Raw genomic sequence first — 25121 nt, forward strand, 5'->3', positions numbered from 1 at the left:
GTCCCGGTCTAGAAGGCCGCGAGGTCGGCCATCATCTCGGTGCCGAGCCAGGCGTCGGGGATGCCGAAGCCCGAGACGAGGGTCGCGGCGTGGGGCCGCAGCTCGCCGCACAGCTCGTTGACCCGCGCGACGACCCCCTTCGACTGGCTGGCGCTCAGCCGCCCGTGCTCGATGAACCACGCGCGGTTGGCCTCGACGGTGCTGAAGACATAGAGGTCGCACACGAGGTTGAGCAGGTCGCGGCCGGGGCCGTCAGGGGCCTCCTCGATCGCGGTGACGAAGGCCTCGAGCGCGATCCGGTCGATGTGCGCGCGCGCCGACTCGAGCAGGTGGTCCTGGGCCTCGTTGAAGACCCGGAAGGAGTCGGCGCCCTCCTCGCCGGCGCGGCGCAGGCGCATCGCGAGCGTCTCGGTGAGGTGCGACTCGCGGTCCTCGAAGAAGGCGAGCTGACCGCCGCGGTCCTCGAGCGCGTTGTCGCCGTCCTTGCCCGGGGCGCCGGAGATCAGTCGCTGGATGATCGACCCGCCGATGGTGTGCTCGATGACCGAGGTCGTCACCTGCCGGGCGCCGAAGAGGATCGCGCCGCGGGTGTCGAGCTCCTGGAAGTCGCTCTTGTAGTCGGTGAGCATGCCCTTGGCGAGCAGCTGCAGCAGCACCGTGTTGTCGCCCTCGAAGGTCGCGAAGACGTCGGTGTCGGCCTTGAGGTCGGCGAAGCGGTTGAGCGCCATGTAGCCGGCCCCGCCGCACGCCTCCCGGCAGGCCTGGATCGTGTCGTTGGCGTGCTCGGTCGTGATCGCCTTGAGCCCGGCGGCGCGCGCCTCGAGCTCGCGCTGCGAGGACTCGTCGGTGATCTCGCCGGTGCTGATGTCGGCGAGCTTGCCGGTCAGGGCGTTCTGCGCGAGGGCCAGCGCGTAGGACTTCGCGAGCCGGGGCAGGAGCTTGCGCTGGTGGGCCCGGTAGTCCATGACGACGACCTCGTGCTCGCCGTCGGGGTAGGTGAACTGCGTGCGCTGGAGGCCGTAGCGCACCGCGAGGGTGAGGGCGCTGCGGGTGGCTGCACCGGCGCCGGCGGCGACCGTGACCCGCCCCCGCACGAGCGTGCCGAGCATGGTGAAGAAGCGCCGGTTGACGCTCTCGATGGGCGAGGAGTATCGGCCCTGGTCGTCGATGTCGCCGTACTTGTTGAGCAGGTTGGCCCGGGGGACGCGCACCTGGTCGAACATCAGTCGGCCGTTGTCGACACCCTTGAGGCCGAGCTTGGTCCCGCAGTCGCCGATCGTCACGCCGGGCATCGGCTGCCCCGCCTCGTCGCGAAGGGGGACGAGGACGCAGTGCACACCGTGCTGCTCCTCGCCGACGACGAGCTGGGCGAAGACCGCTGCGAGCCGGGCATCGCGGGCGGCGCCGCCGATGTAGTCCTTGCGCGCGGCGGGCGAAGGGGAGTGGACGACCAGCTCGTCGGTGTCGGGGTCGTAGGTGGCCGTGGTGAGGATCGACTGCACGTCGGAGCCGTGGCCGGTCTCGGTCATCGCGAAGCACCCGGGCAGGGACAGGTCGGCCATGCCGGGGAGGTACTCGCGGTGGTGGCGCTCGGTGCCGAGGTTGGCGATGGCCCCGCCGAAGAGGCCGAACTGCACGCCCGCCTTGACGAAGACCGACAGGTCCCCGTGCCCGATCATCTCCAGCCCGGTCACCGAGGCCCCGACGTCACCACTGCCGCCGAGCTCGACCGGCAGGGTCGCCCGGACGAGCTCGGTGTCGGTGAGGGCGGTGACGAGCTCGAGGGTGCGCGCCCGGTGCTGCTCGAGGTCGAGCCGCAGGTCGGGCTCGGCGACGGGGAAGCGCGGGTCCGCTCGCAGCTGCTGACGCGTCTCCTCCCACCGACCGTCGAGGACGGAACGGATCTGCTCGGCGACGGGGTCCTTGGTCTGCTCGGCGCTCATGTCCTGCATGCTCGCAGATGCGACCTCACCACGGGGTGCTCGGCACCCCCGGCGGGAGCTCGGGCTGCCCGCGCAGCTCCGACTGGGCGATGGAGCGCAGGTGGACCTCGTCGGGACCGTCGAAGAGCCGCATGGCGCGGTGCCAGCCATACATCGCCGACAGGGGCGTGACGTCGGTGACGCCGGCGCCGCCGTGGACCTGGATGGCGCGGTCCATCACCCGGGTGGCCGCCCGAGGCACGGCGACCTTGGCCATCGCCACGAGGTGCCGGGCCGAGCGGTTGCCGGCGGTGTCGATGACCTGGCAGGCCTGGTGGCACAGCAGGCGCGCCTGGGCGATCTCGAGGCGCGACTCGGCGATCTGCTGCTGGACGACTCCCTGGTCGCTGAGCGGACCACCGAAGGCGACACGCTCCTTGGCCCTCGCGACCATGAGCGCAAGTGCGCGCTCGGCTGCGCCGAGAGCACGCATGCAGTGGTGGATGCGACCGGGGCCCAGCCGCATCTGCGCGGCGGCGAAGCCACCCCCTTCCTCACCGAGGAGGTTGCGCACGGGTACGCGCACGTCGGTGAGCTCGACGACGGCGTGACCGTGCTGGTCGTGGTGGCCGAAGACGGGCAGGTCCCGCACGACCCGCACGCCCGGGGTGTCGATCGGGACGATGACCATCGACTGCTGCCGGTGCTTCTCCGCGTCGGGGTCCGTCTGGCCCATGACGACGAGCACCGCGCAGCGTGGGTCCATGGCGCCGCTGGTCCACCACTTGAGGCCGTTGATGACGTACTCGTCGCCGTCGCGTCGGATGCGCGTGCGGATGTTGGTCGCATCGCTGCTCGCGACCTGTGGTTCGGTCATGGCGAAGGCGGAGCGGATCCGCCCGTCGAGCAGCGGCTCGAGCCACTCGGACTGCTGCTCGGGGGTGCCGATCAGGTGCAGCAGCTCCATGTTGCCGGTGTCCGGTGCGGCGCCGTTGATCGCCTCTGGCCCCAGCTCGAGGCTCCAGCCGGACAGCTCGGCGATCGGTGCGTACTCGAGTTGGGTGAGCCCGGACTCCGCGGGGAGGAAGAGGTTCCACAGGCCGCGCTCCCGCGCCCTGGACTTGAGGTCCTCGAGGACCTCCGGCGGGTCGTGGAGGGAGCCCTGCGCACGCTGGGCGTGGTAGGTCTCCTCGGCCGGGAGCACCTCGTCGCGCATGAAGTCACGCATCTCTGCGAGCAGCTCCTCGGCGCGGGCGGACGGCGCGGTCAGGGCATGGGTGGTGGTCATGGGTCTCTCTCAGGAAGGCTGGTCGGTGTGCGCGGCCCAGGCGGAGTCGAGCAGGCCGGGCACGAGCGGGCCGAGCCGCTCGAAGCCGTCACCCACCGTGAGCCCCTCGTCGTGCCGGTGGCGGATCCCCTCGAAGATCGCCGCGATCTTGAAGAAGGCGAAGGCGAGGTACCAGGGCAGGTGGGTCAGGTCGAGGTCGGAGTGCTCGGCATAGGCGGAGACGAGCAGGTCGCGGGTGGGGTAGCCGGCGATGTCGCCGGGGTGCGCCGCCACGGGCATGTCCATGCCACGCATCCCGTCCCACCACACGAGCGTCGAGGCGACGTCCGCCAGCGGGTCTCCTCGTGTGGCCATCTCCCAGTCGAGGACCGCGACGATCTCCTCGTCGGCACCCACGACGACGTTGTCGAGGCGGTAGTCGCCGTGGACGAGGCTGGTCCGCTGGGTGCTCGGGAGACTCTCGCGCAGCGCCGCGGCGACCTCCTCGAAGCGCCCGAGCAGCGGTGAGTCGATCGAGCCGACCTGCCGCAGCCAGCGGTCGAGCTGACGTGTGAGGTAGCCGTCGGGACGGCCGAGAGAGCCGAGCCCGACCTCGTCGGGAGCCACCGCATGCAGCTGGGCAAGGCATCGCATGAGCGCGGGGGCGAGACGGTCGGGGTCACCCACCGCCGCGAGCTGGTCAGGCTCACGCAGGACCGCGCCGTCGGCGAAGCCCATGACGAAGAAGGGTGCCCCGAGGATCTGCGTGCCCTCCTCGTCGCCGAGGTGCACCGGCGCGGGGACCGGCACGCCGGTGGGGTGCAGGGCCCGGATCATCCGGTACTCGCGGTCCATGTCGTGGGCGGTCTCGAGCACCACCCCGAGCGGGGGCCGGCGCAGCACCCAGCGCCGGTCCCCGTCGGTGAGCAGGTAGGTGAGGTTGGACCGCCCCCCGGAGATCAGCGACGCCGTGAGCGGGGCGTCGCCGATCTCGGGGACGTGCCGGGCGAGGTAGGGCGCCAGCCGACGAAGGGGGAGTCCCGGCAGTTCACCCGCGGCCGCCTCGTCGGTCGGGTCAGCCACGCAGCTCCCTCCGCAGGATCTTGCCCGTGACCGTCTTGGGCAGCTCGTCGATGATCTCCACCTGGCGCGGGTACTTGTAGGCGGCCATCCGCTCCTTGCAGAAGGCGATGATCTCCTCGGGATCCACCGAGGCACCGGCACGCGTGCTGACGAAGGCCTTGACTGTCTCGCCGCGCTTGTCGTCGGGAACCCCGATCACGGCGGCCTCGCGGACGGCCGGGTGCTCGGCCAGGACGTCCTCGACCTCGCGCGGCCACACCTTGTAGCCGGAGGCGTTGATCATGTCCTTCTTGCGGTCGACGATGAAGATCCAGCCCTGCTCGTTCATGAAGCCCACGTCGCCGCTGTGCAGGGCGCCGCCCGGCAGGGAGGCGGCGGTCTCCTCCGGCTTGTTCCAGTAGCCGGCGACGACCTGCGGGCCCTCGGCCACGATCTCGCCGATCTCTCCCAGGGGCAGGTCCCTCCCTTCGTCGTCCTGGATCCGCACGATCGTCGACGGGACCGGCGCCCCGACGGACAAGGCACCGGAGGCAGGGTCGACCGGCGACTCCGTCCCGAAGGGGGTGAGCGTCATCGGGCTCGTCGTCTCGGTCAGGCCGTAGGCGTTGTGCACCTGGCGACCGGTGACCTCGAGGAAGCGACGCTCTGCCGTCGGCGAGATCGGTGCGCCACCGGAGTAGACCGTCTCGAGCGAGGCGAAGTGCTCCGGCGTGACGTCAGGGTGGTCGAGGAGTGCGTTGAGCGCGGTGATCGCCCCGATCGTGCACGTCGGACGGTGGCGCTCGAGGGTGTCGAGCATGACCCCCGGCTCGAAGCGGTAGGCCAGCACGAGCGGCATCGGTGCGAGCAGGCTCAGGGCGATGTGCCCGATGAGCCCGGTGATGTGGAAGAGCGGCGCGATGGCCAGGACCGAGCCGCCGGGGGCGAACTTCGCGCAGTCGCGGTAGACCATCGCGGTGAAGACGACGTTGCCGTGCGTGTTCATCGCGCCCTTGGGGCGGCCGGTCGTGCCCGACGTGTAGGTGAGGAAGGCGATGTCGTCCGCGCTCGGGCTCACCGGCGGAGGCACCTCTCCACGGTGCCGCTCGATGAGCTCGGTGAGGTCGCTCGTCCCCTCGTGCCGCACCCGGCTGCTGCCGGCGAAGAGCCGCTCGTCGGACTCGGTCTGGTGCTCGAGCTCGCTCGTGGTGAGCACCAGCCGCACGGGGGAGTCGGGGACGACGTGCCGGGCGACCTCGTCGTAGAGCCCCTCCTGCGAGAGCAGGACGCTCGCACCCGAGTCCTCGAGCAGGTAGCGCAGCTCGCGCTCGCGGCTCATCGGGTTGATCGACACGAGCATCCCGCCGGCCTTCCACGCGGCGATCATCGCGATGACGAACTGCGGGACGTTTTGCAGGTAGACCGCCAGCCGGTCACCGGGGGCGAAGCCCTCGGCGAGCAGACCGACGGCGAGGGCATCGCTGCTCTCGTCGAGCTCGCGCCGCGAGATCACCCCGTCGAAGTAGCGGATCGCGTCGCTGTCGGGGTCGGCCTGCACGCCGGCCCGGAACATCTCCAGGGCCGAGGCGTGCTCGGGCTCGATCGTGGCGGCCTGCTCGCCGTACAGCCCCAGCCAGGGGCGCTCGTCGTAGACGCTCATCCACGCCTCACTTGATGACGATCGGGTTGACCGGCGAGCCGCTGCCCTGGGCCACCTTGAGCGGGGCCGCGGCGTAGAAGACCTCGTAGGTGCCGTCCTCGGCGCAGTCGGCGGCCAGGTCCTCGAGGTCGACGATCTCGGTGAAGGCGATGCCGAGGTTGCGCATCAGGGCGTTGTGCAGCGTCAGGGCGACGCCGGTCTCGGGGTCGGTCGTCACCTCGTTGGCGATGGTGTCGGTGACGAGGTTGGGGATCTCCATGTCGGCGAACCACTGGACGAGCTCCGGGCTGTAGATCAGGCCCGGCTCGCAGAAGTCGTCGTAGAAGGCGTCACCGAGCTCGTGGAAGAGGGCGAGGTAGTTGGTGCGGATGAGGATGATGTCGCGCTTGCGCAGCTCGACGCCCTGCTGGGCGGCGCACGCGAGCAGGTCCTCGTGGGTGTACGTCTCGGCGGACTCGAGCTTGTCCTTGCCGCGGTATCGGGCCATGTCGAGCAGGACGGCCCGGCCCACGACACCGCGCTCGGCGATGGGCTGCACGCTCGCCTTGTCCATGCCGCCGACGGTGGTCCGTGCGTCGTAGCCGTTCCACAGCTTGCCGCCGAACCAGACGTGGCCGAGCGCGTCGTACTGGGTCGACCCCTGGAGGAAGGCCTCGATCTTGTCGTCGGCGTAGTGCAGGCCGCCGGGGAAGGCCGGGGCGTCGTCGCCGTCCCAGGTCGCCTCGTCCATGATCTGGGTGCGGGTGGCCGGCTGGCGGCTCGGCCACACGGGGTCGCCCTTGGGGTCGCCGATGAGGCGCTGGATCGGGAAGACCTTGCCGCTGCGGATGAGGCCGGCGGCGGCGATCACCTGCTCCGGACCGAGGTAGTTGAGCGAGCCCACCTCGTCCTCGGGCCCCCACTTGCCCCAGTTGGTGGGGGCGTCCTTGAGCAGGTCGGTCAGGTCGGGCGCAGCGTCGGTCATGGCTCCTCCTTGAGCACGGCGGACTGAACAATCACTTGGTTGATCAGTGATGTGCCTACCGTGCTAGCCCGGGATCTAGGGTGTCAACGATGATCTTGTTCAGCGCCGCTGAACACTAGGCCGAAGGGGTGAAGACCATGGGCGGACACGTGGAGCCATCGGCGCACCGCGTCGCGATGGGCCGCGCGGTCCGTGACCTGCGCACGGGGCGCGGCCTGACCGTGCGTCAGGTCGCGGACCGGATCGGGGTGAGCATCGGCACCGTCAGCGCCATCGAGAACGGTCACGTCGCCACGTCGACGGAGCGGGCCGTCGAGCTCGCCGACGTGCTCGGGGTCCGGCCCGAGCGGTTGCTCCTGGGCGTCGTCGAGCCGATCCGCGACGAGCGGTGGCGCGTGGCGTCGGGCGAAGGGGAGGGGGCCGGTGCCGAGCACTGGCGCCACTACGAGCCGCTCGACCTCGACCCCGCCCTGCGCGGTGCCCTCGCGTGCTTCCTCGAGCTCGGCTACCACGGCTCGACGATGCGGGGTGTCGCGGAGCGGGCCGGCCTGTCGGTCGCCGGTCTCTACCACTACTACGCGAGCAAGCAGCAGCTCCTCGTCTCCATCCTCGACCGGACGATGGACGAGCTGTCGCGCCGCACCTCCGCGGCGCAGGCCGAGGCCGACGAGCCGTGGACCCGCTTCGCGCGGCTCGTCGAGTGCCAGGCGCTCTTCCACAGCCACCGGCGGGAGCTCGGCTTCATCGGGGCGACCGAGATGCGCAGCCTCGCCGGCCCCGCCCGTGCCCGCATCGCGCAAGTGCGTCGGCAGGAGCAGACGCGCATCGACGACGAGGTGCGTGCCGCCTGTCGGGCCGAGGCCTTTGCCACGCCCCTGCCGCACGAGGCCGCCCGTGCGGTCGTCACGATGTGCACGGCGATCCCGCAGTGGTACCGGCACGGGGGAGACTCCACGCCCGAGCGGGTGGCGCAGTGGTACGTCGACTTCGCGCTCGACCTCGTGCAGTGCGACCCTGCCCTCCGCCCGACCTCTGCATTGCCATAGGGCAATGCAGCCTCGGGGTGGCTCAGGCCCCGACGGGCTCGAGTTCCCGGCCTTCGGAGTCAAAGACGTCCCGCGTGTTCAGGCACGCGGGACGTCTTTGATTCGCCGGATCGGTGACGCGGGCGAAGGGGGAGGAGGCCGGCGGTGGTCGTGGGTTCGCATTGCCGTTGGGCAATGCAGATAGGGGGTGCGCACGACCTCAAGGAAATGCGGCCTGGGGCGGCGGTGGCTCAGGCCTCGACGGGCTGCAGTTCCCGGTCGGTGGTGGGCAGGCGGGTCAGGGCGAGCGCGGCGAGCAGGGCCGAGCCGGAGCAAATGCCCCACACGACGAGGTATCCCGACAGGGGCGCGTGGCCCTCCGTCGGGTCGGAGATGCTGCCGGTGGACGCCAGCGCCACGGCGAAGAGGGCCGAGGCCAGGCACCCGCCGACGGTCTTGGTCGCATTGGTCAGGCCCGCGGCCTCGGCCGTGCCGCCGTGCGTGGCGGCCGCGGCCGCGGCGGCCGGGAGTGAGGCGACGAGCGCTCCCGACCCCAGGCCGGCGATGCCCATGGCGAGCATCGCGTGCACCAGCGCGTCGTGCAGCGGGATGAAGGTCGCGTAGCCGACCGCGACGAGCACGGCGGCCCCGACGAGCATGCCCCGCACCCCCAGACGACGAGCGGCGAAGGGGGAGAGCAGCGCCCCGACGGCCATCGCGACGACGTAGAGGCCGATGAGGTTGGCGATCGCGGCGGCGTCGACGCCGAGTCCGTAGCCCACCTCCGCGGGGTCGGTCCGGGCGAAGGTCGACAAGGGGATCTGCGCGCCCAGGACGCTCATGCCGAAGAGGGCGGCGGCCAGCTGCACCGGCCACATCGTCGGGGCGGCGAGGGCGCGCACGTCGAGGAGCGGCGAGCTGCTCGCCCGCTCGACGCGGACGAAGAGCCACAGCACGGCGCAGCCCAGGGCGACGAGCAGCCAGGCCGGGGGACTGCCCAGGCCCTGAAGGCGCACCAGCACGAGCCCGCCGAGGACGAGCAGGAGCCCGGTGCTCAGCAGAGCGGTGCCGACGAGGTCCAAGCGGCCGGTGGCCGGAGCCGACTCGTCGCGCACTCCGAGGAGGATGGCCACCAGGGCGATCGTCGTCGCGGCGGCGGGCACGGCGAGCAGTGCGGTCATGCCGAGGACCGGCTGGAGCGCGCCGGCCCCCAGCGCGCCGGCGATGACGCCGACCTCGAGTGCCATGACGAGGAGGGCGGCGCCGCGCCTGACGAGCGCCGGGCGGTCGGGGTGCTCGCGAGAGCGTTCGTGGAGGATGGCGATCTCCATCGGGAGCCAGACCGTGTAGGCGCCCTGGACCGCCCACCCGACGAGGAAGGTCCAGAAGCCGGGAGCCAGGGCCACGACCCATCCGCCGATCGCCGTGATCACCGTCGCGACGACGAGCACCCGACGGTGACCGTGCAGGTCACCCAGCCGCGAGAGCACCGGCACCGCCAGTGCCACGACGATGAGCTGGGCCGCCTCGAACCAGTTGACGTCGCCGTCGGCGATGCGGAGGTGGTCGGCGATGTCGCTGTAGATCGGCGTGTAGTAGCCCTGCAGGATGCCCGACGCGATCTCGACGGCGGCGAGGAAGCCGACGATCCGCCAGATCGTCGGGCTCATCGCACGCCTGCCAGGCCGTCGAGCAGGGCGCGGTACCAACGGATCCCGTCGAGGAAGTCCTCGACCCCCAGACGCTCGTCGTAGGAGTGGATCGCCTCGCGCTGGTCGGCGCTCATCCGGAAGGGCGCGAAGCGGTAGACCCGCTCGCAGATCGCCGTGAAGTGGCGCGCGTCCGTCGCGGCGTACATGACGTAGGGCACGGGCACCGCCTCGGCGAAGACCTCGGTGATCGTCCGCTCGAGGAGCGCGAAGGCAGGGTCGTCGACGGGCGAGAGCGGGCTCGGCTCGTGCGCGTCGGCCACCTCGATGTCGATGTCGGGCCCGACGACCCGCCGGATCCGGGTGGTGGCGTCCGCCGTAGTCTCGCCGACGGCGATGCGCAGGTTGAGCCCGGCGACGACGGAGGTCGGGCTGACGTTGATCGCCGGCGACCCGGTGAGCGTCGTGACCGCCACGGTCGTGCGCGCCAGGGTGGCGGCCTCCGGACCGGCGGCGACGAGCAGCCGGGCGAGGGCACCGGGGAAGCGGTCGGCCCGCTCGACGACCGGTCGCAGGGGCCGCGGCAGGTGCGGTGCCAGGCGCCGCAGCATCTCCAGGGTCGCGGGGGAGACGTGGGCCGGGAAGGGGTGGCGCTCCAGCCGGGTGATCGCCGCGGCCACGCGGGCGGCGGGACCTCCCTTCGCCGGTCGTGATGCGTGACCGCCGCGACCGCTGGCGGTGAGCCGAAGGGAGAGCACGCCCTTTTCGGAGACGCCCACCACCCCGAGGGGCCGGGTGACCCCGGGGAAGGCCTCGGAGGCGACGGCACCGCCCTCGTCGAGGACGAACCAGGGCTGGACTTCCCGCGCGCGCAGCACCTCCACGGCACGCTGGGCGCTGCTACCCATGACCTCCTCGTCGCTGCCGAAGGAGAGCCACACGTCGCGGGCGGGCCTCCGCCCGTCGGCCAAGAGGGACTCGACGGCGGCGATGACGGCGACGAGCTGCCCCTTGTCGTCGAGGGTGCCCCGGCCCCAGATGACGCCGTCGACGACCTCGGCCGCCAGCGACGGGTGCGTCCACAGGGTCTCGTCGCCGAGCGGGACCACGTCCATGTGCGCCATGAGGACGACCGGGTCGGCCGCGGCGGTCGGCGAGGCCGGGTCGGCGGGCACGCGGATGAGCAGCGCGTGCGGCGGGACGTCGATGACCTCGCCCACCTCGTGGGTCAGCGGGAAGTGCTCGCGCAGGCGGGAGTGCAGCTCGACGAAGGGAGCGGGGTCGGTGAGATCCGGGTCCTCGGAGGCCACGGTGGGCAGCCGCAGGATCTCGCGCAGAGCCGCGACGGGGGCCGCGTCGATGGGGTCCATGAGCGGGACCCTACTCGTCGGTAGGCCGCTTCCAGGCGATCTTCAGGCCCGACCAGGCGAGGTCGGTCAGCTGGGCGGTGACCTCCTCGCGGGAGACCTCGCCCGCGGCGCCGGCAAGCCACGCGTCGGCGCCGGCTCGCACCAGTCCGACCATCGACTGGCCCCACAGCATCGCGGGGGCCGGGTCGTTGCCGCGCTCGACGAGGGCGGCTGCGACGAGGTCGCTGATCTGCCCCGCCATCCGACCCGTGGCGCTGGCGGCGACCTCGGCGGCGTTGCCGCCGGTCGAGGTGCCGACGATCGGCGCGGAGACGATGAATCGGTAGACCTCGGGGTCGCGCTCGACGAGCTGGAGGTAGGCGTCGATCGCGGCGTGGATCACCGAGCGCGGGTCGACGTCGAGCGCGTCGAGCCCGGAGCCGGACCCGCCCGTCCGGCGACCGAGGACCTTGCCGATGTCGCGCAGGATGAGCTCGTCGACCCGGGCGGCGACGGCCTGGTAGAGGCCGCGGCGGTCGGTGAAGTGCCGGTAGAAGACGGTCTTGGACGTGCCGGCGTCGGAGGCCAGCTCGTCCATGCCGACGGCGGCGCCCCGGCTGCGGATGGTGCGGATCGCCGACTCGACGAGGGCCTTGCGGCGCTCCTGGCGATGCACCTCCCAGCGGGCGCTGCGGCCGTCGGTGGTGTCACTCACAAGGCGGGACGGTATCAGGGACGAGGGGTACCTGCTACCGTCCGTATCGCATAAAGTCAGTGGTGGGAGAGGCGGCGCACGACGCCGTCCCCGACTGACACCAACACGACCCAGGAGACCTGTGGTGGCTAACAACCTGCCGCGTCGCGCCGCCGTCCTCGGTGGCAACCGCATCCCCTTCGCCCGCCAGTTCGCCGCGTACGCCGAGGCGTCCAACCAGGACATGTTCACCGCCGCACTGGACGGGCTCGTCGCCCGCTACAACCTCGGTGGCAAGCACATCGACGAGGTTGCCGGTGGTGCGGTCATCAAGCACTCCCGCGACTTCAACCTCGTCCGCGAGGCCGTCCTCGGCTCGGCGCTGGCCCCGACGACCTCCGCCTACGACCTGCAGCAGGCCTGCGGCACCGGCCTCGAGACCGCGATCCTCGTGTCCAACAAGATCAAGTTGGGCCAGATCGAGTCCGGCATCGCCGGTGGCGTCGACACCGCCTCCGACGCCCCGATCACCGTCACCGAGTCGCTGCGCAAGAAGCTGCTCAAGGTCAACCGGGCCAAGGGCGCCAAGGCGCAGGCCCTGGCGCTCACCAAGATCCGCCCGACGGACCTCGGCATCGCCACCCCGGCCAACGTCGAGCCGCGCACCGGCCTGTCGATGGGTGACCACATGGCCATCACGGCCAAGAAGTGGGGCATCACCCGCGAGGCGCAGGACGAGCTCGCCATGAAGAGCCACCACAACCTCGCCCGCTCCTACGACGAGGGCTTCCAGGACGACCTCGTCACGAGCTTCATGGGTCTGTCCAAGGACCAGAACATGCGGGCCGACTCCTCGATGGAGAAGCTCGCCAAGCTCAAGCCGGTCTTCGGCAAGGGTGACGACGCGACGATGACCGCCGGCAACTCGACGCCGCTCACCGACGGCGCGTCCGTGGTGCTGCTCGGCTCCGAGGAGTGGGCAGCGGAGCAGGGCCTCACCCCGCTCGCGTGGTTCGTCGACGGCCAGGCCGCCGCGGTCGACTACGTCCACGGTGCCGAGGGCCTGCTCATGGCTCCCGCCTACGCGATCCCGCGCATGCTCGAGCGCAACGGCCTCACCCTCCAGGACTTCGACTACTACGAGATCCACGAGGCCTTCGCCGCGACGGTGCTCTCCACGCTCGCCGCGTGGGAGGACGAGGACTTCTGCCGCGAGAAGCTCGGCCTGGACGCCCCGCTCGGGTCCATCGACCGCGACAAGCTCAACGTCAACGGCTCCTCGCTCGCCGCTGGTCACCCCTTCGCCGCCACCGGTGGCCGCATCGTCGCCGCGCTGGCCAAGATGCTGCACGCCAAGGGCCCGGGCAGCCGTGGCCTGATCTCCATCTGCGCCGCCGGTGGACAGGGCGTCGTGGCCATCCTCGAGGGCGCCTGAGCCTTCCCCGCACCGACTCAAGGAGAACACCCACATGGGATTCGAGTACGGCAAGTTCGTCAGCTCCGGTCTGGGCAAGCAGATCGCCAACACCCTCGGCCTGCCCCGTCCGACCAAGCTGCGTCGCCACAAGGCCGGCGCCCCGCTCATCGGCGGCGCGGTCCTGCTCGCCGGGCACGGTGACGCCCCGGTCGCCGCTCTGCTCACCGAGGCCCTGCAGGCCGACGGCGTGCAGATCGCGACCTCTCCGTCGACCTCGGTCGCCGGTGTCGTCGTGGACATGACCCAGGCCCGCACCCCCGCGGACCTGGAGACCCTGCGCGGCATCCTCGCCCCGGCGCTGAAGACCCTGGCCCCCACCGGTCGCGTCATCGTCATCGGCCGTCCGGTCGCGGACACCGACGACGTCGCCGAGGCCGCGGCCCGCCGCGCGCTCGAGGGCATCGTGCGCTCGGTCGGCAAGGAGATGCGCGCCGGCGGCACGGCCAACATGGTCTACGTCGCCGAGGGCGCCGACGCCAACGCCGAGGCGACCGTCCGCTTCTTCCTCTCCGGCCGCTCGGCCTACGTCTCGGCCCAGGTCGTGCACGTCGGCGAGGCCGTCGGCGACATCGTGGTCCCCGAGAGCTGGGACGCCCCGCTCGAGGGCAAGGTCGCGGTCGTCACCGGCGCCGCGCGCGGCATCGGTGCGGCGATCGCCGAGGTGCTCAGCCGTGACGGCGCGACCGTCGTGTGCGTCGACATCCCCGCCGCCGGCGGCCCGCTGGCCGAGGTGGCCAACCGCATCGGTGGCTCGGCCCTGCAGGTCGACGTGACCGCGGAGGACGCCGGGGCCAAGATCGTCGAGCACGCGAGCCGGCTGCACGGTGGCTTCGACATCGTCGTGCACAACGCGGGCATCACCCGCGACAAGTTGCTCGTCAACACCGACGCCGACCGCTGGGGCTCGGTGCTCAACGTCAACCTGCTGTCGATCCTCACGATGAACGAGGCGCTCGTGCCCGCCATCAACGAGGGCGGTCACATCGTCAACGTCGCCTCGATCGCCGGCATCGCCGGCAACCGCGGTCAGGCCAACTACGGCGCGAGCAAGGCCGGCGTCATCGGCATGACCGCGAGCCTGGCCAAGGACCCGCAGGTCCTCGCCAAGGGTGTGACGGTCAACGCCGTCGCCCCCGGCTTCATCGAGACCGAGATGACCGCCAAGATCCCGCTCGCGACGCGCGAGATCGGCCGTCTGACCAACTCCCTGTCGCAGGGTGGTCTGCCGGTCGACGTCGCCGAGACGATCGGCTGGTTCTCGTGGGACAGCAACCGCGCCGTCACGGGCAACACCGTCCGTGTGTGCGGTCAGATGCTGCTGGGTGCCTGATGGCCGACACGAACGTCAAGAGCATCCCGGCGCTCGGGCCGATCTACGCCAAGGCGGCGCTGGCGGGCAAGGGCGGCGGCTCGTCGCTGCCCGACACCCGGCTGCGCCTGGAGGGCCACCAGATCGACCGGCTCGACCTGCTCGAGTACCAGCGCATCTGCGGCTTCAACAACAGCGACGTGCTGCCGCACACCTACCCGCACGTCGTCGGCTTCCCGCTGCAGATGCAGCTGATGTCCGGCAAGGGCTTCCCCCTGCCGCTCATGGGCCTGGTCCACGTCGAGAACGTCATCACGGTGCACCGTGAGGTCCGCTTCGACGAGGCCCTGGACATCACCGTCTCCGCCGACAACCTGCGGGCCCACCCCAAGGGCAAGGTCGTCGACCTCGTCACCGAGGTCGACGTCGCCGGCGAGCGTGTCTGGGAGGGCCGCTCGACCTACCTGGCCCGCGGCAAGGGTGACGCCGAGGCGGACCGGGGTGCGCAGCCCCCGGCGATCCCCACGGGCCAGGCCGCCGCGAAGTGGTCGCTGCCCGGCGATCTCGGTCGCACCTACGGGCTCGCGTCGGGTGACATCAACCCGATCCACATGAGCGCCGTGACGGCGAAGGCCATGGGCTTCCCCAAGGCGATCGCCCACGGCATGTGGACCTATGCACGGGTCCTCGGCGCCATCGGGCCGCGCACCAGTGGTCCGTGCACGAGCCACGTGTGGTTCAAGAAGCCGGTGCTGCTGCCGGCCAAGGTCGACTTCGTCATCGACACCACCGGCGAGGAGGTCGTCGCGGGACTGCGCAGCACGCGCAAGCCCGAGACCGAGCACCTCGTGCTCACCCTCGCCTGACCGCCGAGGTCACGACGGCCCGTGTCCCGCAGGGGGACACGGGCCGTCGTGGTCGCCGTGGTCAGCCCCGGGTCCGGGTCTCCCGGATGCGCTCGCGCAGCCAGGCATAGCTGTCCTTGGGCACCCGCTGCTGGTCGCCCTCGACGTCGACCCGCACGAGCCCGAAGCGCTGGGTGTATCCCTCCGCCCACTCGAAGTTGTCGAGCAGCGACCACACGAAGAACCCCCTGACGTCGACCCCGGCGTCGATGGCGTCGGCCACGGCGTCGAGGTGCTGGTCGAGGTAGCGGATGCGCGCGTCGTCATGCACGGTGCCGTCCTCGACCACGTCGTGCGTCGAGCAGCCCGACTCGGTGATGTGCACCGGGGGGAGCTTGTCGCCGTAGCGCTCGCGCAGCTGCACGAGGACCTCGGTCAGACCCTCAGGCGCGACCGGCCACCCGAAGGCGGTGTACTCGCGCGCCGGCACCGGCACAAGGTCGAAGGGGATGCCCTCGGGGACCGCCAGCTGGACCTGCTGGTCGGGCACCGCGGCGCGGGCGGCCGCGGTGCCGGGCGACCCGGGCATCCCGACGAGCGTCGGGTTGTAGTAGTTGACCCCGTAGGCATCGAGGGGCGAGCTGATGACCGTCAGGTCCTCGGCGACCGGGCCGGGCATCCCGTCACCCATGCCGTTGGGGTACTCGCCGAGCAGGATCGGCTCGGCGAAGGCCCGGTTGTGGATCGTGTCGTAGAGCGTTGCGGCAGTGACGTCCTCGTCGGCGTCGCTCACCGCGTGCACGGGCGTGTGGTTGTTGGCCGTGCCGATCGCCGCCGCCCCCGCCGCGCGCAGTGCCCGGGTGGCCAGCCCGTGGCCCAGGAGCAGGTGGTGGGCCGCCGCCAGGGCCTCGAAGCCGCGTGACTCACCGGGCGCGTGGACCCCGATGGCGTGGCCGAAGAGCGTGGCGACGACCGGCTCGTTGACCGGGAGCCACATGGCCACCCGGTCGGCGAGGCGGTCGGCGACGAAGGCCGCGTAGTCGCCGAAGCGCTCGGCGGTCTCGCGGGCCATCCAGCCTCCCTTCGCCTGGAGGGCGGCGGGCAGGTCCCAGTGGTAGAGCGTGGCGAATGGGGCGATCCCCGCCTCGCACAGGGCGTCGACGGCGCGGTCGTAGAAGTCGAGACCCTGTGGGTTGGCCGGACCGGCCCCTGTCGGCTGGATGCGGGGCCAGGCGAGGGAGAAGCGGTAGGCGTCGACGCCCAGCCCACGCAGGAGGGCGACGTCCTCGTCCCACCGGTGGTAGCTGTCGCAGGCCACCGCACCCGACGACCCGTCGGCGATCGCGCCGGGCCGCTCGCAGAAGTCGTCCCAGATGCTGCGACCACGACCGCCGGCGCTCACGCCCCCTTCGATCTGGTAGCTGGCGGTGGAGGTGCCGAGGACGAGATCTCGGGGCAGGGGGCGGGGCATCGGGGACTCCTAGGCGACGCTGCGGATCTTGCGGATGAGGACGGCGGCCGCCAGCCCGATGGCCGCGGCCAGCAGGTAGAGCGTGCGGTACCCCGCGGCGTGCGTGGCGTGGGCGGCGAACCACGTGATGATCGGTCCGGCGATCGCAGGGGCCAGGACCTGGGGGAGGGCATTGGCGATGTTGATGACCCCGAGGTCGCGGGCCCGGTCACCAGCCCGCGGGAGCACCTGGGTGATGAGCGCGAAGTCGACGGCGAGGTAGACGCCGTAGCCGATGCCGAGGATCACCGCGCCGACGAGCGCCGCGGACCACGTCTGGACGATCGCGAGGAGGACGGCAGCGGTCGACATGACGACGCCGGAGGCGGTGACGAAGGGCTTGCGCAGGCCGATCCGGTCCGACCAGATGCCCGCGACGATCGCGGAGACGATGAGGCACGCGGCGTAGAGCAGGGTGAGCACGAGGACGCCGAGCTCGGGGTCGGCGACGCCGACGGCGTCGGTGAGGAAGAAGAGCAGGTACATCGTGCAGATCGAGTTGGCGACCGTCGCGAGGAAGCGCGTGGCCCAGGCCCACGCGAAGTCGGGATGGCGTCGTGGCGAGATCCAGAAGCCGGCGAGGAACTGCCGCACGGGCGTCCTCGGGAGGTGGCCGCGGGGGAGTGGCCGGTCGAGGGAGCGCAGCACGAAGGGGGTGACCGCGGCGACCGCGAGCACGGCCAGGACGAGGTAGGCGCCGGTGGTGCCGGAGACGAGGGTCGCGACCCCGGTGCCGACGACGATGCCGAGGGTCTGGGTCATGCCGACGACGCCGCTCACCAGCCCGCGCTGCTCGACGGGGACGAGGTCGGGCACCGCGGCCGTGAGGGCGGCGAGAGTGCCGTTGAGCCCGGCCTGGACGAGGCACCAGCCGAGGATCATCACGGGGACCGACTCGGCGACGGCGAGGACGACGAGGCCGAGTGCCCCGACGAGGGTCCCGCCGACGAGCCACGGGACCCTCCGGCCGAAGCGCGAGGTCGTCCGGTCGCTGAAGGCTCCGGCCAGCGGGTTGGCGAGCGTCGACACGGCGGCGCCGATCCCGGTGACGAGGGAGAGGGTGGCCTCCTTGTGGTCGGGCGTCAGGCTTGCGGCCTGGAGCCCGAGGAGGACCTGGATCGGGCCGAACCAGCCGGCGCACATGCCCACACCGGCAAGGCCGAGGCGGGCGATCCACCCGGGCGGGACCGGTGTCGTGGGGTCCGCGAAGGGGTCCGGGGCGTCGACGGTGACGCCCGAAGGAGGCTGCATGGCCGCACGCTACTCGTCGGTAGGTCGTGGCGGGAGGATCACGGCGAGCGGATCGCGCCGGCCAGCCTCGACGGCGTCGCGGGGCGGCCCCGACCGTTCACCTCGTGGGTGTGGTGGCTGTCACACGTCGCTGCCATGCTCGGGAGATGGCACACGGAGACATCACACACATCGACATCCCGGTCAGCGACCTGACGGCCGGAGCGGCCTTCTACAGCGGACTCTTCGGCTGGCAGATCGCCGAGATCCCCGGATTCGAGGGCTACCCCATGTGGCAGGCCCCCAACCAGATCAGCGGCGGCGGACTGGCGCCCAGGGGCGAGGGCCTCGAGCAACCGCGGTCCTATGTCGAGGTGGACTCGATCGACGAGGTCCTGACCAAGGCGCAGGAGAGCGGAGGGTCGGTGGTCATGGACAAGGCACCGATCAGCGAGACGAGCTGGTTCGCCGTGCTCGCCGACCCCGACGGCAACCACATCGGGCTCTACGAGGGCACGACCGACGCGGGCTGAGCTCAGCCGAGCATGATCCCGGCGATCGTCGCGCTCATCAGGTTGGCCAGGGTCGCGGCGAGGATCGCCCGCATGCCCAGGCTGGCGATGTCCTTGCGGCGGCTCGGGGCCATCGACCCGAGCCCGCCGAGGAGGATGCCGAGCGAGCTGAGGTTGGCGAAGCCGGTGAGGGCGAAGGTGACGATCGCCTGCGTGCGGGCGCTGTAGGACTCGACCTCGGGCCCGAAGGTGGTGAAGGCGACGAACTCGTTGACGATGACCTTCTGCCCGAGGAAGGACCCGGCGTCGACGGCCTCCTGCCACGGGACGCCGATCATCAGCATGATCGGCGCGAAGACGTAGCCGATGATCGTCTCGAAGGACAGGTCGGGGTGGCCGAACCAGCCGCCGACCCCGCCGATCATCGTGTTGAGCAGCGCGATGAGCGAGATGAAGGCGAGCAGCATCGCGCCGATGTTGATCGCGAGCTTCGCGCCGTCGGCGGCACCGGCCGCCGCCGCGTCGATGACGTTGCGGTGCTCGGTGACGTCGCCGAGCTCGCTCGGGGTGTGCTTGGCCGCCTCGATCTCGTCCTCGTCGAACTCGATGCCGGCCGCGACGTTGTCGGGCTCCTCGGGCACGAGGATCGTGGCCATGAGCAGGGCTCCCGGAGCGGCCATGAAACTCGCGGCGATGAGGTAGTCGAGCTCGGCGCCGAGCAGCGCGTAGCCGACGAGGACCGACCCCGCGACCGTCGCCAGGCCGCCGACCATGACGGCGAAGAGCCCCGAGCGGGTCAGGCCGGCGACGTAGGGCCGGATGACCAGGGGCGCCTCGGTCTGCCCGAGGAAGATGTTGGCAGCCGCATTGGTCGACTCGGCCTTGCCCGTGCCGAGGACCCGCTGCAGTCCGCCGCCGAGCACCCGGACGACGACCTGGAGCCAGCCGAGGTGGAAGAGCACCCCGGTGAGCGAGGCGAAGAAGACGACGACGGGCAGCACCTGCAGGGCGAAGACGACGCCCTCGTCGGGCAGCAGGGGGCCGAAGAGGAAGCTGATCCCCTCGGTGGCCGAGTCGATGACGGACTGGAAGCCGTCGGAGACCCACCGCAACGCGGTCCGGCCCCAGGGGACGAAGAGCACGAGGGCCCCGAAGCCGACCTGGATCGCCAGCGCCGGCAGCACGGTCCGCAGCCGGATGGCGCGGCGGTTGGTCGACAGGGCAGCGGCGATGAGGAGCAGGCCGAGCATGCCGCCCAGCCCCCAGATGACGTGCATGGTCGTGCCTTCCATGGGTGGCGCCGTGGTGTGCCCGCCCACACTCTCAGATCAGTGCGGGGGCTCGCGTCCCGACCGAAGGGAGGCAGTCCTCAGGCCCCGGTGGCGGCCGCGACCACCGCGTCGCCCACGTGCACCGTGCCCGGCTCGAGGACGTCGGCGTCCAGGCCGAAGGGCACCTCGCCCTCCGGTCGGTCGCGGCGCGCCAGGGTGTGCAGGTGGCGCGTGTCGAGGTCGCCGGTGGCGGTGTTGACGTCGACGACCCGGCAGCGGGGGATGGGGCCGCGCACCCGGACGACGGCGTCACCCAGGTGCAGCACGGTGCCCGGCGCGGGGTCGCTCTCGGCGTCGACGGTCACCGTCGCCCGGAACCGCGCGCCCTGCTCCTCGCCGAGGTCGCGCAGGGCCCCGGTGGTCACCAGGCTGACCGACCCGCCGTAGACGACCGCACCCGGGCGGAGGGCACGGGCGAGGCGGACCGGCCTCCCGAGGTGGGCGGCCAGCAGGTCGGTGAGCGGTGAGTCCATCACCTCGAGCTCGGCGCGCCGCCCCCAGTAGTCGCAGGAGCGGATGTCGCCGGTGGGCTCTGGTGCGTGCGCGACCGGTCGCGATCCGGGCGTGCCGACGGTGAGGACCGTGCCGTCCCAGGCGGTGGAGACGAGCACCATCGTGGGGTTCTCCACGGTGCGCAGCACCCGGTCCTCGTCGGCCTCGAGCAGGCAGAAGAGCCGGTCGCCGCGTGGGCCCGTCGGGTCGACGTGGAGGTGGGCGAGGTCGGCGTGGCGGGCGCCCTTGAGCGGGGTGAGTCCGATGCGGGTGATGTGCACGGCTGCCAGTCAACCAGCCGTGGGCTCAGGCGACGTGACGCTCGTAGTCGCGGTCACCGCGGAAGGGCATGAGGTGCTGCTCGACGATGCCCTCCGGCACGCTCTCCAGCCGCAGGACGCCGTACTCCTGCGGCCAGCTGCCGTCACGGGGGAGCTTGAAGCTGCCCATGAGCATGTCGACGACCGGCAGGTGGATCGCGTAGTTGCGGTCCCAGTAGTCGACGTGCCGGGCGTGGTGCCAGTGGTGGTAGCGCGGCAGGACGACGAGGTACTCGAGCCAGCCGAAGCGCACCCCGATGTTGGCGTGGGCCACGACGGCCTGGAGGCCGACGATGATGACGTAGGCGTTCATCGCGGGGGTCGAGAAGCCGAGGACCATGAGCGGCAGCAGGACGATGCTGCGGGTCAGGACGGTCTCGGCGAGGTGGACGCGCGAGCCGGCGAGCCAGTCGAGGTCGCGGCTGGAGTGGTGCACGGCGTGGAACCGCCAGAGGCTCTTCACCCGGTGGTAGGCGCGGTGCAGCACCGCCTGGGCGAGGTCGGCGACGAAGACCGCGAGCAGGACCTGCAGCCACAGGGGGACCGCGCGGACCAGGTCCTTGACCGGGTCGACGGCGATGGCTGCGGCGACCGTCGTCGTCGACGTCGTGACGACGATGAGGATCAGCTGGACGAGGACGTGGCTGAGGAAGAAGTAGCAGACGTCGGTGCGCCAGCCCCGGCGGAGCACCGGGTGCGGTCGGTGGGCGAGGTGGCGCTCGAGCGGGATGAAGACGACCGCCGAGAAGACGAGCGAGAGGATGAACCAGTCGACACCCAGCGACCACGGGGTCGCCTCGATCTCGCCGAGGGTGACCTCGGACCCACCCAGCAGCACAGCCACCGTGGCCGCGACGACCCCGGTGAAGGCGATGGGCCGTCGCTGCCCGGCGAGCACGGCGACCGTGCCGATGACCAGGGCTGCGATGATGCCGACGAGCAGCAGCCCGCGGGCGAAGCCCGAGGTGTAGACGGGGCGGAACTCCTGGCTCGTGAGCAGCTCGGGGAAGTGGAAGCACAGCACGGCGAGCAGGCTGAGCACGCCGAACCAGCAGGCGGTGTGCGGGAGGAGTCGAGCGTCCTTGGTGAGCATGCATCGACGGTAGGGAGGGCGAAGGGGGCGCGGCCTGAGGTCTGGTACTCAAGGTGGAATGCGTTGGGGGCCGCCCCCTTCGCGGGGATAGAGTTCTTCGCGGTGCCCGGCCGGGCACCGCACCCCGTCCCACAGGAGCATCCCGTGTCTGCCCAGATCACCATCAACGTCGCCGGAGACGAGCGATCGGTGGACCGGGGGACTACTGCGGCGGACCTCTTCGAGGGAGACCGGGCAGTCCTCGTCGCCCGGGTCAACGGCGAGCTGCGCGACCTGGCCCACGAGGTCGCCGAGGGTGACGTCGTCGAGCCGGTCACGGCCGCCGAGCAGGATGGTCTCGACGTCCTGCGCCACTCCACGGCCCACGTGCTCGCGCAGGCCGTGCAGCAGATCAACCCCTCCGCCAAGCTCGGCATCGGCCCGCCGATCCGCGACGGCTTCTACTACGACTTCGACGTCGAGGAGCCCTTCACCCCCGAGGACCTCAAGGCGCTCGACAAGGCGATGCAGCGGATCATCAACGAGGGCCAGGCCTTCGTGCGCCGCGAGATCAGCGACGACGACGCGCTCGTCGAGCTGGCCGACGAGCCCTACAAGTGCGAGCTCATCGGGCTCAAGGGCGGCGCCTCGGAGGACGCGGCCGAGGGCGCCTCGGTCGAGGTCGGCGGCGCCCAGCTGACGATCTACGACAACGTCCGCCGCGACGGCACCCGCGCCTGGGGCGACCTGTGCCGCGGACCGCACGTGCCGAGCACCAAGGTCATCGGCAATGCCTACAAGATCATGCGCAGCGCCGCGGCCTACTGGCGCGGCAGCGAGAAGAACCCCCAGCTGCAGCGTGTCTACGGCACGGCCTGGCCGTCCAAGGACGAGCTCAAGGCCTACCTCGACCGGCTCGCCGAGGCGGAGAAGCGCGACCACCGCAAGCTCGGGCGCGACCTCGACCTCTACTCCTTCCCCGACGAGATCGGCTCCGGCCTGCCGGTCTTCCACCCCAAGGGTGGCGTCATCAAGCGCGAGATGGAGGACTACGTCCGCCAGCGGCACATCGAGGAAGGCTTCGAGTACGTCGGCACGCCGCACATCGCCAAGGAGGGGCTCTTCCACACCTCCGGCCACCTGCCCTACTACGGCGAGGGGATGTATCCCCCCTTCGACGTCGACGGCATGGACTACCGCCTCAAGGCGATGAACTGCCCGATGCACAACCTCATCTACCGCAGCAAGCAGCGCTCCTACCGCGAGCTGCCGCTGCGGCTCTTCGAGTTCGGCCACGTCTACCGGCACGAGAAGTCCGGTGTCATCCACGGCCTGACGCGGGTGCGCGGCTTCGCCCAGGACGACAGCCACTCCTACGTCACCAAGGAGCAGGCGCCCGACGAGATCCGCCACCTGCTCGACTTCATCCTCGGGCTGCTGCGCGACTTCGGTCTCGACGACTTCTACCTCGAGCTGTCCACCCGGGACGAAGGGGGCGAGAAGTCCAGCAAGTTCATCGGCAGCGACGAGGACTGGGCCGAGGCGACCGCCGTCCTCGAGCAGGTGTGCTCCGAGACCGGGCTCGAGCTCGTGCCGGACCCGGGCGGCGCCGCCTACTACGGCCCCAAGGTGTCGGTGCAGGCCCGTGACGCCATCGGCCGCACCTGGCAGATGAGCACGATCCAGTACGACTTCAACCAGCCCTCGGCCGACCGCTTCGCGCTCGAGTACCAGGCGGCCGACGGCTCGCGGCAGCAGCCGGTGATGATCCACTCGGCGAAGTTCGGCTCGATCGAGCGCTTCATCGGTGTGCTCGTCGAGCACTACGCCGGCGCCTTCCCGGTGTGGCTCTCGCCCGTCCAGGTGCTCGGCGTGCCGGTCGCCGAGGAGTACAACGACTACCTCTGGGACGTGCTGCAGCAGATGCGGACGAAGGGGATCCGCGTCGAGCTCGACGAGAGCGACGACCGCTTCCCGAAGAAGATCCGCAATGCGAGCAAGTCCAAGGTGCCCTTCACCCTCATCGCCGGCGAGGAGGACCGCAGCAACAACGCCGTCTCCTTCCGCTACCGCGACGGCAGCCAAGAAAACGGGCTGCCGATCGAGACCGCGATCGCGCGGGTCCTCGCGGCCATCGAGGCCAAGGACCAGATCACCTCGGCCCCGAGCCTGACCAACCCCGGCCCCGACGCCGCCCCTGCCGGCACCATCTGAGGCGTCGCGCCCACAAGAACCCGCATTTCCTTGAGGTCGTGCGGCCTCCGGGCCGCATTTCCTCAAGGAAGTGCGGGTTCTTGGCTATGTTGCGGGCATGACGACGCGGATCCGCCCGATCGAGCGCGACGACGCGCTCTCGCTCGGCGCGCTGCGCCTGCAGCAGGACCGGGAGGTCGGGCACACGCCGCGGCCCGGCTTCCTCACCGACTACGCCGATGCGCTGCTCGCCGACTTCGACGGGGTCCGTGGCTGGATCGCCGAGGAGCCCGACGGGCGGCCGGTCGGCTGCGTACTCGCGCTGCGCGTGCGCAAGCTGCCCACGCTGAGCCACCTCGGGCGGCCGGAGTGGTGGTACGTCCAGCAGGTCTTCGTCTCTGCCGACCGACGCCGCGAGGGGCTGGGCCGCCGCCTGCTGCACGCGGTGCAGGAGGCCGCGACCGCCGAGCGGGTCCGCTTCGTGCGGCTCAACGCCAGCGACGCCGGGCGGCCGCTCTTCGACGCCACCGGCTTCGACGACCCGACCGCCCGTCTGCGCGAGTGGGTCCCGGGGCAGGGCTGAGCGCCGGCCCGGCCACGGGACGAAGGGGGCGGACCCCCCTTCGTCACGGGGCGTGACAGGATCGGGCCCATGAGGCAGCAGGACCACCCGACCGAGGACGCGCGCTCCCTCGTGGGCGTGCCCGACGGCTTCGACCGGCTGTGGACGCCGCACCGCATGGCCTACGTGACGGGGGAGCGGCCGAGTGACGACGCGGGAGACGGGTGTCCCTTCTGCGTCGCCCCGGACAAGGACGACGACGAGGGGTTGATCGTCCACCGCGGCGAGACCTGCTTCGTCGTCATGAACCTCTTCCCCTACAACGCCGGTCACGTCCTCGTCTGCCCCTATCGGCACGTCTCGCTCTACATCGACCTCACCGACGAGGAGACGGCGGAGTTCACGGCGCTGACCAAGACGGCGATCCGCGCGCTGCAGGCCTCGTCCAACCCGCACGGCTTCAACCTCGGGATGAACCAGGGCGCCGTCGCCGGCGCCGGGGTGGCAGCGCACCTGCACCAGCACGTCATCCCGCGGTGGGGCGGGGACATGAACTTCCTGCCGATCATCGCCCAGACCAAGGCGCTGCCGATCCTGCTCGAGGACGCCCGTGCGGCCCTCGTCGCGGCGTGGGAGGACGCCAGCCGCTGAGGCTGCTCGCCCACACGCCGGTGCG

General features: G+C 71.3%; 21 protein-coding genes. 8 read left to right on the forward strand and 13 right to left on the reverse strand.

Translation table 11 applies throughout. The features are described from left to right. Positions 1-8: 8 nt before the first annotated feature. The 5 genes from ACQBJO_RS07685 to ACQBJO_RS07705 are packed head-to-tail and all read right to left on the reverse strand — an operon-like array spanning position 9 to position 6875. Complete coding sequence (locus ACQBJO_RS07685; protein WP_421008496.1) at positions 9-1943, reverse strand: acyl-CoA dehydrogenase; 1935 nt, start codon at positions 1941-1943, stop codon at positions 9-11. A 25-nt stretch (positions 1944-1968) separates the two neighbouring features. Continuing rightward, on the reverse strand, positions 1969-3210 hold the full coding sequence (locus ACQBJO_RS07690; protein WP_421008495.1) for an acyl-CoA dehydrogenase family protein: 1242 nt from the start codon (positions 3208-3210) through the stop codon (positions 1969-1971). A gap of 9 nt (positions 3211-3219) precedes the next feature. Further along, a complete protein-coding gene (locus ACQBJO_RS07695) occupies positions 3220-4272 on the reverse strand; it encodes a phosphotransferase family protein (RefSeq protein ID WP_421008494.1) in 1053 nt (350 codons plus the stop codon). Then, positions 4265-5911 carry a class I adenylate-forming enzyme family protein gene (locus ACQBJO_RS07700; protein WP_421008493.1) on the reverse strand — a complete coding sequence of 549 codons (1647 nt, stop codon included), beginning with the start codon at positions 5909-5911 and terminating at the stop codon, positions 4265-4267. The genes ACQBJO_RS07695 and ACQBJO_RS07700 overlap by 8 nt, the downstream gene beginning before the upstream one ends. A 7-nt stretch (positions 5912-5918) precedes the next feature. Continuing rightward, entirely contained in the window at positions 5919-6875 is a 957-nt protein-coding gene (locus ACQBJO_RS07705; protein WP_421008492.1) for a cyclase family protein, read from the reverse strand. 137 nt (positions 6876-7012) lie between these two features. On the opposite strand from ACQBJO_RS07705, the gene ACQBJO_RS07710 reads away from it, so the two are divergent. Continuing rightward, positions 7013-7921, forward strand: a complete 909-nt coding sequence (locus ACQBJO_RS07710; RefSeq protein ID WP_421008491.1) for a TetR family transcriptional regulator — start codon at positions 7013-7015, stop codon at positions 7919-7921. A 230-nt stretch (positions 7922-8151) separates the two neighbouring features. On the opposite strand, the gene ACQBJO_RS07715 is transcribed toward ACQBJO_RS07710, so the two are convergent. Genes ACQBJO_RS07715 through ACQBJO_RS07725 form a run of 3 tightly spaced genes read right to left on the reverse strand, consistent with a single transcriptional unit; the run spans position 8152 to position 11613 of the window. Next, positions 8152-9570 carry an MFS transporter gene (locus ACQBJO_RS07715; RefSeq protein ID WP_421008490.1) on the reverse strand — a complete coding sequence of 473 codons (1419 nt, stop codon included), beginning with the start codon at positions 9568-9570 and terminating at the stop codon, positions 8152-8154. Next, complete coding sequence (locus ACQBJO_RS07720; RefSeq protein ID WP_421008489.1) at positions 9567-10919, reverse strand: M20/M25/M40 family metallo-hydrolase; 1353 nt, start codon at positions 10917-10919, stop codon at positions 9567-9569. Before ACQBJO_RS07720 ends, ACQBJO_RS07715 begins: the two co-directional genes overlap by 4 nt. A 10-nt stretch (positions 10920-10929) precedes the next feature. Beyond that, entirely contained in the window at positions 10930-11613 is a 684-nt protein-coding gene (locus tag ACQBJO_RS07725; protein ID WP_421008488.1) for a TetR/AcrR family transcriptional regulator, read from the reverse strand. Between the two features lie 124 nt (positions 11614-11737). Between ACQBJO_RS07725 and ACQBJO_RS07730 the strand changes: the two genes are divergently transcribed. Genes ACQBJO_RS07730 through ACQBJO_RS07740 form a run of 3 tightly spaced genes read left to right on the forward strand, consistent with a single transcriptional unit; the run spans position 11738 to position 15244 of the window. Next, positions 11738-13027, forward strand: a complete 1290-nt coding sequence (locus ACQBJO_RS07730) for an acetyl-CoA C-acetyltransferase (protein WP_084452727.1) — start codon at positions 11738-11740, stop codon at positions 13025-13027. 34 nt (positions 13028-13061) lie between these two features. Next, complete coding sequence (locus ACQBJO_RS07735) at positions 13062-14399, forward strand: 3-oxoacyl-ACP reductase (RefSeq protein ID WP_421008487.1); 1338 nt, start codon at positions 13062-13064, stop codon at positions 14397-14399. Further along, on the forward strand, positions 14399-15244 hold the full coding sequence (locus ACQBJO_RS07740; protein ID WP_421008486.1) for a MaoC family dehydratase: 846 nt from the start codon (positions 14399-14401) through the stop codon (positions 15242-15244). The genes ACQBJO_RS07735 and ACQBJO_RS07740 overlap by 1 nt, the downstream gene beginning before the upstream one ends. Before the next feature lie 61 nt (positions 15245-15305). Here the strand turns inward: ACQBJO_RS07740 and ACQBJO_RS07745 are convergent, their stop codons facing one another. Both ACQBJO_RS07745 and ACQBJO_RS07750 read right to left on the reverse strand, forming a co-directional pair. Next, the gene (locus ACQBJO_RS07745) at positions 15306-16694 is read right to left on the reverse strand and encodes a GH1 family beta-glucosidase (RefSeq protein WP_421008485.1); all 1389 of its coding nucleotides are present in this window, start codon (positions 16692-16694) and stop codon (positions 15306-15308) included. A 9-nt stretch (positions 16695-16703) separates the two neighbouring features. After that, positions 16704-17984 (reverse strand): MFS transporter, encoded by a 1281-nt coding sequence (locus tag ACQBJO_RS07750; protein ID WP_421008484.1) that lies wholly within the window; start codon positions 17982-17984, stop codon positions 16704-16706. Positions 17985-18130: 146 nt separating this feature from the next. On the opposite strand from ACQBJO_RS07750, the gene ACQBJO_RS07755 reads away from it, so the two are divergent. Then, positions 18131-18496, forward strand: coding sequence for a VOC family protein (locus ACQBJO_RS07755; protein WP_421008483.1), 366 nt, complete (start codon positions 18131-18133; stop codon positions 18494-18496). A 2-nt stretch (positions 18497-18498) separates the two neighbouring features. Here the strand turns inward: ACQBJO_RS07755 and ACQBJO_RS07760 are convergent, their stop codons facing one another. From ACQBJO_RS07760 to ACQBJO_RS07770, 3 genes are all read right to left on the reverse strand, one after another. Then, the gene (locus ACQBJO_RS07760; protein WP_421008482.1) at positions 18499-19767 is read right to left on the reverse strand and encodes a NupC/NupG family nucleoside CNT transporter; all 1269 of its coding nucleotides are present in this window, start codon (positions 19765-19767) and stop codon (positions 18499-18501) included. Positions 19768-19844: 77 nt separating this feature from the next. Continuing rightward, entirely contained in the window at positions 19845-20579 is a 735-nt protein-coding gene (locus tag ACQBJO_RS07765) for an MOSC domain-containing protein (RefSeq protein ID WP_421008481.1), read from the reverse strand. Between the two features lie 25 nt (positions 20580-20604). Further along, positions 20605-21711, reverse strand: coding sequence for a sterol desaturase family protein (locus ACQBJO_RS07770; protein ID WP_421008480.1), 1107 nt, complete (start codon positions 21709-21711; stop codon positions 20605-20607). Positions 21712-21855: 144 nt separating this feature from the next. Between ACQBJO_RS07770 and thrS the strand changes: the two genes are divergently transcribed. The 3 genes from thrS (at position 21856) to ACQBJO_RS07785 (ending at position 25096) form a co-directional block, all read left to right on the forward strand. Continuing rightward, positions 21856-23904 (forward strand): threonine--tRNA ligase, encoded by a 2049-nt coding sequence (gene thrS / locus ACQBJO_RS07775; protein ID WP_421008479.1) that lies wholly within the window; start codon positions 21856-21858, stop codon positions 23902-23904. A 97-nt stretch (positions 23905-24001) separates the two neighbouring features. Beyond that, the gene (locus ACQBJO_RS07780; protein WP_421008478.1) at positions 24002-24466 is read left to right on the forward strand and encodes a GNAT family N-acetyltransferase; all 465 of its coding nucleotides are present in this window, start codon (positions 24002-24004) and stop codon (positions 24464-24466) included. A 69-nt stretch (positions 24467-24535) separates the two neighbouring features. Further along, positions 24536-25096 carry an HIT family protein gene (locus tag ACQBJO_RS07785; RefSeq protein ID WP_421008477.1) on the forward strand — a complete coding sequence of 187 codons (561 nt, stop codon included), beginning with the start codon at positions 24536-24538 and terminating at the stop codon, positions 25094-25096. Positions 25097-25121: the final 25 nt, after the last annotated feature.

Source organism: Janibacter zhangyanbonis (assembly GCF_050507325.1).
Classification (GTDB): domain Bacteria; phylum Actinomycetota; class Actinomycetes; order Actinomycetales; family Dermatophilaceae; genus Janibacter.